Source organism: Polaromonas sp. P1_G4, from assembly GCF_056405475.1.
The window spans coordinates 1-9,024 of the sequence record NZ_JBFUCA010000135.1; the positions used below are offsets into that span (position 1 = coordinate 1).

8 protein-coding genes are annotated in these 9,024 nt (G+C 61.9%); 4 read left to right on the forward strand and 4 right to left on the reverse strand.

Annotated elements, in window-relative coordinates; translation table 11 throughout:
• The 3 genes from AC1D1X_RS09005 to AC1D1X_RS09015 form a co-directional block, all read right to left on the reverse strand.
• Window positions 1-1,041 (reverse strand): c-type cytochrome (locus AC1D1X_RS09005; protein ID WP_477698159.1); only part of this gene is annotated, 1,041 nt, incomplete at its 3' end.
• Window positions 1,028-2,362, reverse strand: a complete 1,335-nt coding sequence (soxC, locus tag AC1D1X_RS09010) for a sulfite dehydrogenase (RefSeq protein WP_477698160.1) — start codon at window positions 2,360-2,362, stop codon at window positions 1,028-1,030. The genes AC1D1X_RS09005 and soxC, both read right to left, overlap by 14 nt.
• 18 nt (window positions 2,363-2,380) lie before the next feature.
• Window positions 2,381-2,764: an ArsR/SmtB family transcription factor gene (locus AC1D1X_RS09015; protein ID WP_477669337.1), complete on the reverse strand. Its 384-nt coding sequence runs from the start codon at window positions 2,762-2,764 to the stop codon at window positions 2,381-2,383.
• A gap of 254 nt (window positions 2,765-3,018) precedes the next feature.
• Here AC1D1X_RS09015 and AC1D1X_RS09020 point away from each other — a divergent pair, with 254 nt between their 5' ends.
• The 3 genes from AC1D1X_RS09020 (at window position 3,019) to AC1D1X_RS09030 (ending at window position 7,199) form a co-directional block, all read left to right on the forward strand.
• Entirely contained in the window at window positions 3,019-4,350 is a 1,332-nt protein-coding gene (locus AC1D1X_RS09020) for a surface lipoprotein assembly modifier (protein ID WP_477698161.1), read from the forward strand.
• Between the two features lie 39 nt (window positions 4,351-4,389).
• Window positions 4,390-5,814 (forward strand): FecR family protein, encoded by a 1,425-nt coding sequence (locus tag AC1D1X_RS09025; protein ID WP_477669335.1) that lies wholly within the window; start codon window positions 4,390-4,392, stop codon window positions 5,812-5,814.
• Window positions 5,815-5,879: 65 nt separating this feature from the next.
• Window positions 5,880-7,199, forward strand: a complete 1,320-nt coding sequence (locus AC1D1X_RS09030; RefSeq protein ID WP_477669334.1) for a FecR family protein — start codon at window positions 5,880-5,882, stop codon at window positions 7,197-7,199.
• A gap of 20 nt (window positions 7,200-7,219) precedes the next feature.
• On the opposite strand, the gene AC1D1X_RS09035 is transcribed toward AC1D1X_RS09030, so the two are convergent.
• On the reverse strand, window positions 7,220-8,236 hold the full coding sequence (locus AC1D1X_RS09035; protein WP_477669333.1) for a glycosyltransferase: 1,017 nt from the start codon (window positions 8,234-8,236) through the stop codon (window positions 7,220-7,222).
• Between the two features lie 86 nt (window positions 8,237-8,322).
• Between AC1D1X_RS09035 and AC1D1X_RS09040 the strand changes: the two genes are divergently transcribed.
• The coding region (locus tag AC1D1X_RS09040; protein ID WP_477698162.1) for a tetratricopeptide repeat protein at window positions 8,323-9,024 on the forward strand (702 nt) is incomplete at its 3' end.

Consider the following 9,024-nt stretch of genomic DNA (forward strand, 5'->3'; position numbering starts at 1 on the left):
GTCTTTATATTTGTTGGCTATATCCTTGAAGGATGGCCCCACCATCTTGCTGTCCATGCCATGGCAGGCGGTGCAGGTATTTTTTTGCAGCAACGGCATGACGGACGCAACGCCGGGCGCGGCGGTTTTAACGACAGCTGGCAGCTGCACAGCAACAACCGGCGTGGAGTTTGCTATCTTTTCAGGAGCTGCTTGCGCACGTCCTGTCTGGTTTGGGGCCGTATTTGATTCAAATATTCCGGCCATGGGCGGCCGGGTGGTGTCCACACCCCGGCTGGCACCCACCAGTCGCGACTGCTCGGCCAGGTTGCCATGGGCGTTGCGTGCATAGTCTGGCAAAAAGCTTTTGACCACCACCTCGCCGGCGCAATTTTTCATGCAGGCCGAGCCCTGGACATCGGGGCGCGCCGTGCCGCCCAGCTCCTTGCCCGGCCACATCGCGTGCGACGTCGTCATGCCGTTGCGGTTGGGCAAACGGGCCTGTACCTCGCGGATATTGGCGTCCGACAAGGTGAAGTTGTCGGGCAGGATATTGCCCAGGTTCAGGATGTAGGCAGTGACGGCATAAACCTCGTCGGCCGTCAATGTTTTGGGGGCATTCCACGGCATGGCGCGGTTGATGTAGTCCCAGAGCGTCGACAGCGTGGAGACTTTCATCAATGTGGTGCGGTTCGGCTGGTTGGAGCCAGGCATCAGACCATCCACGCGGCCATTCTTGATGTCTTCAGCCGTGACGCCGCCGGCAATCGGCGTGAACACTTCGGACGACTCGGCAAAACTGCCGTGGCAGGACGCACATTGCGCCTCCCAGATCACTTCACCCTGCCGTACCGAGCCCTGCCCTTTGGGCAGGCCCTTGAAGTCGGGCCGCACGTCAATGTCCCAGGCTTTGACTTCCGCCGGTGTCGCCGTGCGGCCGATGCTGGAGAGAATCACCGGTTTATCAGCAGCCGCAGCCCATTGGGTAACACCCGCCAGCAGCAGCGAGCCCATCGCAACGCGGACGCCATGAGAAACGGACAAAGCCTTAGATCTGGACATTTTTCACCTCGCCGTTTTCTTCCAGCGACCACGACTGGATGGCGTTGTTGTGATAAATGCTGCGGGACGCTCGCACTTTGCGCAGTTCGTTGTACGTCGGCTGGATCTGGCCGGTCTCGTCAACAGCGCGGCTCTGGAAAATGGCGGGTTTGCCGTCCCACACAAAATCGGCATTAAAACGCGTCAGGCATTTGGCCAACACCGGCCCCTCCAGGCGCGCCGGCGCCCAGTTGCGCCCACCGTCCACGGAAACGTCCACACGTTTGATCTTGCCCCGGCCGCTCCAGGCCAGCCCCGTGACGTTGTGAAAGCCCTTTTGCAGCAGTACCTGCCCGCCGCTGGGCGAGGTCACCACGCTTTTGACTTCCTGGATGCTGGTGTATTGCCGGTGCAGGCCGCTGGGCTGCAGGTCGACGTAATGGATCGTCTCATCCTTGGTGCCATAAGGCATGTCGCCCACCTCGATGCGCCGCAGGTATTTGATCCAGCTCACGCCCTGCACGCCCGGCACGATAAGCCGCAACGGGTAGCCGTTTTCAGGGCGCAGCATTTCGCCGTTCTGGCCATAGGCCACCAGCACCTCACCGCTCATCACCAGGCTCATGGGGATGGTGCGGGTCATGCCTGAGCCGTCGGCCCCCTCGGCCAGAATGAATTTGGCGCGCTTGAGGTCGGCACCGCACAGCTCCAGCAGGGTGCGCAAGGGCACGCCGGTGAATTCGCTGCAGCTCAGCATGCCGTGGGTGTACTGCACCGTTGGCACCGCCGAGTTGCCCCACTCCATGCCGGTGTTGGCGCCGCATTCGATGAAGTGCATGCGGCTGACGTTCGGCAGGCGCATCAACTCATCCATGCTGAACACCATGGGGCGCTTGAGCATGGCGTCATCGGAGCCATTGACCATCAGCCGGTGTTTCGATGGGTCGATGTCCCACCAGCCCTGGTGGTGGCGTTCAAAGTGCAGGYCGCTGGGGGTGATGATGCCGAAGAGGCCCTGCAATGGGCAAAAGCTCACGCTGGCCTGGCCGATGCGCGTGAGGCCCGGGCTCTCGCGGCGCTGCAGGTTTTTTTCCCATTCGCTGGGCAGGCCGTAACCACGGGCCGCCACGGGCTGGCCCAGGCCCTTGCTGTGGGCGGGAAGGTTCAGGATATTGGCATCGCCCTCCGGAGTCGCTGCCCGGGCCTGACCCACCGCCGCCACCCCGGCTGACGCAGCTGCAAACGCGCCGGCCAGAAAACCGCGGCGCCCGGCGCGCACGTCCGCTATTTGCGCCCCTGAGAGGAAATTCTCCGGCGCGCGCTGTAAAAAACGGCTCAGCATAAAGGGCGTTCTTTCGGTTCAGGCGTCTTGGGAGGCGGATCGCGGCGACAGGCTTTCGGCCGGYGACAATCCGCCCGGCTCATCCAGCTCGATGGCGATCTGGGTGCAGACACTGCGGCACAGCGCCACGGCTTTTTCGCTTTGAACGCGGTAAATCACCTGGGTGCCTTCCTTGCGCTTGGCCAGCACACCGGTGCGGTACAGCACGGCCAGATGCTGGGAAAGATTGGGCTGGGTGGTGTCGATCTCCGCCAGCAACTCATTCACGGACTTTTCACGTTCGCACAAGGCGCTCAAGACACGCAAGCGCATCGGCGTCGCGAGCACAGCGAACAACTCGGCCGCCAGCTCAAACACACGGCCTCTCTCGACTTGCGCACTGGTCTGGATCATCTCGTTCATAGCGATTTATTCTTAATATAAGTAGTTGCTGATATTAAGCCTGAAGCCGCCTCAAAAAACCCGTAAATACCCTAGGCACGCAAGGCGAACACGTAAATATGACCAACCGACCCGCCAAACGCCGAAAAGGTGTTGCCTCCATGCACTTGCGCAGGGCGGCAAAGGTGTAAAAAAGCGTTGAAAGACCCCTCATCGTGATATAAAACTTTTGTTACTTACGAGTTGTTACCCGGGACCGGTAAAACCCAATACTTATGTCTTCAAAAAAATCCTTCATCTTCAAAAGTACCGGCATCCTTCTCGCCGTCATGATGGCCGCTGCAGCGCATGCGGAAGTCGATGCACTGGTCAGTCAGGCGCGTACGCTGCTCGACCAGAGCCAGGCACAAAAAGCCTTCGATCTGCTTGAGCCCCAGGAAACCGCACGCGCAGGCGACCCCGACTTCGACACGGTGCTGGGTATCGCCGCCAACGACACAGGGCAATTCACCCGCGCCATATTCGCGCTCGAACGCGTGCTGGCGGTGCAGCCGGCCAACTCCCGTGCGCGCGCGGAGCTTGGACGGGCACTTTTTGCCGTCGGGGACAACGCCGGCTCGCGCAAGGTGTTACTGGAAGCCAAACAAGACAACATCCCGACGGAGGCCGCCGCCACCATCGACCAATTCCTGCAAGCCATTGATCGCACGGAAGAAGCCGCCCGCTCGTCCGTCAAACCGTACCTGGAAGCCAGCGTCGGCTACGACACCAATGTCAACAGCGGCCCCGGCAATCCCAATGTCGCGGTTCCGCTTTTTGGCGGCGCAATTTTCACCCTCAATGCTTCGGGTGTCGAGACCAGGGATGCCTTCATGACTCTGGGTGGCGGGCTGTCAGCCCGTTACGTCGTCGACCCGCGCTGGTCGTTGATCGCGAACGCAAGCGGCAATGCGCGCRTCAATGCCAAGTACAACGACTTCAACACCGGCCAGGTTGATGTCAACGCCGGTGCCAGCTACCGCTACGAAAAGCATGAATTCACCGGTGTCGTCCAGGCCGGCAGCTATACCGTCGCCGGATCCCGCGCGCGCGACCAGCAAGGCCTGGTCGGCGAATGGACCTACCGCATCGACGGCTTCCGCCAGTGGAGCACTTACCTGCAATGGGGCGAGTTGAGCTATCCGGGTCAATCGCTTCGTGATGCGGACCGAACCGTGCTGGGTACGTCCTACGCCCATGCATTCCGCGACGGTTTGCTGGTCTTCGGGGGTATTTATGTGGGTGCCGAGAAGGAAAAAGCCAGCGGCGTTCCGCACATGGGCCACCACCTGTTCGGCATCCGGTTGGGTACACAGAAATCCATCAGGGACGACCTCGCCTTTTTTGGCAATATCAGTTATGAAGACCGCAAATACGGTGGCACCGATCCGCTGTTCCTGGTCACCCGCACCGACAGGCAGCTCAATCTGAACCTTGGCCTCAACTGGGTCCCCGCCAAACTCTGGCGCGTGACGCCGCAGTTGTCGCTGACCTCCGTCAAGTCAAACATTGCCATTTCCGACTACAACCGCAGCCTTTTCTCCGTGACCGTGCGCCGCGACTTCTAAACCTGCCGTGCCGACTGAACACGCCCCGCCAGACACCCCATGAAAACCATCCGGGAAAGCTCTCTCAAACACGCCGCGCTGTCGGTCGTGATTGCGGCGGCCTTCCCCGCGCAATCATTCGCCGCCGAATCGGCCGGCGTGGCGCAGTTCATCGCCGGCGACGTCAACGTGCTGCGTGCGAACGGCAAAACCGAGGCGCTGACCAAGGGCAAACCGCTGGAAAGCGGCGAATCCATACTGACGAGCACCGCGGGTCGCGCCCAGGTCCGGTTTTCGGATGGCGGCCTGGTGTCACTGCAGCCCAATACCGAGTTCAAAATCGCCAATTATGTCAACGAGGCTGACCCCAAGCAGGACCGTTTCCTGGTCGACCTGTTGCGCGGCAGCATGCGGGCCATCACCGGCCTGATCGGCAAGCGCAACCGCGAGAACTACAAGGTCACTACCACCACGGCCACCATAGGTATACGCGGTTCCGGCTTCAGCGTGGGCTACAACCCGGACGGATCACTGGGCATCACGACGGAACTGGACGCCATTGAGGTCTGCAACGCCGGTGGCTGCGTCGGCCTGACGGCCGGCGAGTCGGTGCGAGTCATTAACAGCTCCGAGGCGCCAGTTCGCACCAATACACGGGCCAACGTGCCGACGCCGCCGCCCGTCCAGGAGGTGGTCGTTGCGGGGAACCAGACCACGTCCGATGGCAAGCCCGCCATTGTCCCCACCACACCCGTCAAACAGGTGTTCACCGACCTGGCCGCCGCGATTGCGTTCACCGACAGCGCGGCCAACCCGGTGGTCGAAAGCTACTACCCCGAGGCCGGCACCGCTGTGCTGACCAGCTTCCTCAGCGGCAAACCCATCGATGTCGACAGCCTCGACAGCCGCAACGTCCTGACCCAGTTCCGCAGCACGCCCGGCCTCACCACGATGGAAAAGGGCGCGCTGGGTGCGCCGTCCGATCCCGACTTCGTCGGTTGGGGCAGCTGGGTGACGGGACAAAAGTTCGTGGGAGGCTCGCCCAGCGCGATTGAATCCGTTCACTTTGTGATGGGCCGGCCGACGCCGACGGCTCAGATGCCGGCCGACAACATGCAGGGCACCTACCAGTTCGCCGGCGGCACCGCCTTCTCCAGCCTGCTGGGTGCGGGTCAGCTTGTAAGCGGTTCGCTGGTCGCCAATTTCGGCGCCTACAGCCCAGGCCAGGGCTATGGCAACCTGGACCTCACCACGCGCTTCGGCGGCAATGACTATGGCGTCAGCAGCAGCATCGACATCAACAACGCCAAAATCACTAACTCCTCGGGCGCGAATGTCACCGGCTTCTTCACCGGCAACAATGCCAGCCGTGCCGCACTGGTCTACAGCGCCTCATCGGTTACCGGCGCGGGCCCCAGCGCGGGCCAGGTTTCCGGTGCGGCCGTTTTCCAGCAGACCAGCCTGGTCGTAAGACCCCCCCTTTAAACGGGCCGTCCCCAGCCCCACAGCAGCCCAGTGCGTACCCCTTAAAAAATACCGGAGAACCCACCATGACCCCGCAGTTCAAACTAAAGCACACCGCCCTGGCCATGGCGCTGGCCGCCATTTACCCACTGCAGACCCTGGCAGCGCCTTCCGCGGGCGTGGCCCAGTTCACCACCGGCGAAGTCAGTTTGCGGCGCACGGACGGCAAGACCGACGCGCTGGTCAAAGGCAAGGATATCGAAAGCGGCCAGGCCATCATTACCGGCCTCGATGGCCGCGCCCAGGTGAAGTTCTCCGATGGCGGTGTCGTTTCGCTGCAGCCGGGAACAGAGTTCAAGGTCGCCAACTATGTAGACAAGGCCGACCCGAAGGAAGACCGCTTTCTGGTCGACCTGCTGCGCGGCAGCATGCGGGCCATCACCGGATTGATCGGCAAACGCAACCGTGAAAACTACCGTGTCACCACCACGACGGCCACCATTGGTATCCGCGGCTCTGGCTTCAATGCTGGGTACAACCCGGACGGCTCGCTGAGCGTGACAACCGAGCTGGATGCGATTGAGGTCTGCAATGCGGGGGGATGTGTCGGGCTGACGGCAGGTGAGTCTGTCCGGGTGGTCAACAACACAGACACGCCGAAACGAACGAATGTACGCCCGCCCATACCCACACCCGAACCTCCAATAGAGCCCATCATCATCAATAAAGCGGTTGTGACCGATGTCAAGCCAGTCAACACAGGCACGTTCACAAATTTCAAGTCAACCGCAACCTACCACTCGCAGGGCAATTTCGGACCTTCCACCATTTCGCCTGTTGCCACGGGCACTTCCGCAACCATTGACACCGGCAAACTGACCGCGCTCAGCGCCAATGGCAAGGATTTCACCCCCACCATCAACGCCTTTGCAGGCTCGGCGGGCTCTACCGACGCGGGCGACTTTATCGGTTGGGGTTCGTGGACCACGGGCACACGCAACCCAGGCGGCACGAACATCAATGATCTCCACTACATCATCGGCCAGCCTACCCTGGTGATGCCCACAACGGGCACCCTCAGCTACAACCTGATCGGCCAGACGCCAGTCACGGGCTACGACACCTCCGTACAGGCGGCAGTGGCCTCCGGAACCCTGACATCCGCAACGTTCAGCGTCAACTTCGGCACGGCCAAGCTGAGCATGGGCGTGGTCACGACACTTGGCGGTTTTGCGGCATCCAATATCAGTGTTGCWGGCGGGCAGTTCAGCTACTCCAACGGTGGACCGGTTTTCACCGTGGACGGTTTCTTCACCGGGGTGAATGCAAGCCGTGCCGGCATGGTTTACACCGGCACCAACGGAAACATTCGCTATTCAGGCGCAGCAGCATTTGCCGCGCCCTGATGGGGGCGGCCGGTCACCGTTCACTTGAGATAGAACGCCAGGTCGCGCTCCGTTGCGTCGGGGCCGTGCACCTGGCTGGCCCGCTCTTGCGCTGCCATGCCCAGCTGAAGCCTTAAATCCACCGAATCATTGAGCGACATCAGGGCATCGAATGCCTGCTCCTGCGAGCGGATCAAAAAACCCGAGATGCCCTGCTCGATCACTTCGGCGTAGCCGCCGTTCACGTGGGCCACTACCGGCAAACCGGCACCCATGGCCTCCAGCACCACCCGTCCATACGCCTCGAAAAAGTTTCCGGTGCGGTAGAACATCGCATCCAGTGAACGGTAAAAATCCGGCACAGACTCCGCACCCGCAGGCAGCAACTCAATGCCCTCGGTTCCGGCCAAACCCGGCGCCAGGCAGGTTCCGCCCATGACGCGAACCCGTATGCCGCGGCTGGCCAGCATGCGGTAAAGCGAAAGGTCCTGCGGGTTGTGCTTTTCCAGCAGATCACGGCTGGCACGCCCAACCGTGAAAGGCCGCGGTTGGGCTCCACCATGCGGCCATCGGGCAAAACGTTCAACGGCAACCGCTGAAAAGGGCGTGAGGTCGAGCAGGCTGGGAATGACGCGCCCGGTCAATGCCGCAGTGCGGCGCAGCCAGTCGGACACAAAAACAATCTCAGGGTCGAGGCCGGTGTATTCCCGCACGCCTTCGACAATGGCAAACAGCTGCCCCTGGTGTGAAATGTTGTGGAAAAGAATGATTCGTTGAAACCGCGTGTATTTCAGCCAGATTCCCGGCTGCAGATGCACGCCGCCTATCAGCAGCGTACCCTCCCTGGGAAACTGGTGCGCAAAGGGCTGCACGGCGGTAATGCCCTCGGGCGCGTACGCCGGGTGCACCGGCACATCGGACCACAGCTTGACCGCGCGCCTGCCGGCCAGAAGCCGCGCGAGGTCCAGCAGTTCCCGCTCCGCGCCCGTGTACAACTCGCCGAACCGGCCTAGCAGGTGCAGCGCGCCGAGGTCGGTGAAAGTGAGGCCTTGGGTCATTAGCCGCGATTATCTCCGCGCCCGCCTGAGTCCCCGAACCCACCGTGCCACATAATTCCTGCATGCACGACGGCGACACAGTTGCGATGGATAAAAACCCCCGCCCCTCTAACCGTGAGGCAGATCACGAGGCCTGGATGTCGCAAGGCAGCCAGCTGGACAGCACCGGCCAGCCCGAACTGGCGCTCGCGGCTTTTGAAAAGGCGCACGCCCTCTCGCCGACGGACGTCAATTCGGCATCTGCCTGCGCCACCCTGCTTAGCGTGCTGGATCGCCCGCAGGCCGCCTACCGAACGCTGCTGGGCGTTGAAGCATCACTGCTGCAGGACGCCGACGGCGCAGCCAACCTGGCGATTGCAGCAGAGGGTTGCGGTGACCTTGAAAAGGCCCAGGCGGCCTACGCACGGGCCCTGGAACTCAACCCCGACCACCTGCGTTCCCTGAACAACGTCGCCATCCTGGCGGCTGGCTCATCGCAGTGGGACCTGGCCATTCACTTGGCCCGCAAGTGCCTTGATCTTCAGCCCGGCCACCCGCCTTACCACGCCAACCTCGCCGAATACCTCTCAGGCGCGCGGCGCTACGCCGAGGCCGTGGAAGCCACCAGGCTTGCCCTGGCGCAATTTCCTGAACATGCCGAGCTGAGACTTCGGCACCTCGCGCTTCTGGCTTTCACCGGTGAGCTCGAAAAAGCCGACGCTGCCCTGAAAGACCTCGATGGCAACACCCGCAACCTGCTGGGTGAGTTCCTGCTGAAACTGGAAACCGCCGAAGGTGCTGCGCTGGAG

Bases quoted from the DNA above. Each gene is read 5' to 3' on its own strand.
- AC1D1X_RS09035 (WP_477669333.1), bottom strand. From the start codon at position 8,236: ATGACCCAAGGCCTCACTTTCACCGACCTCGGCGCGCTGCACCTGCTA.
- AC1D1X_RS09025 (WP_477669335.1), top strand. From the start codon at position 4,390: ATGAAAACCATCCGGGAAAGCTCTCTCAAACACGCCGCGCTGTCGGTC.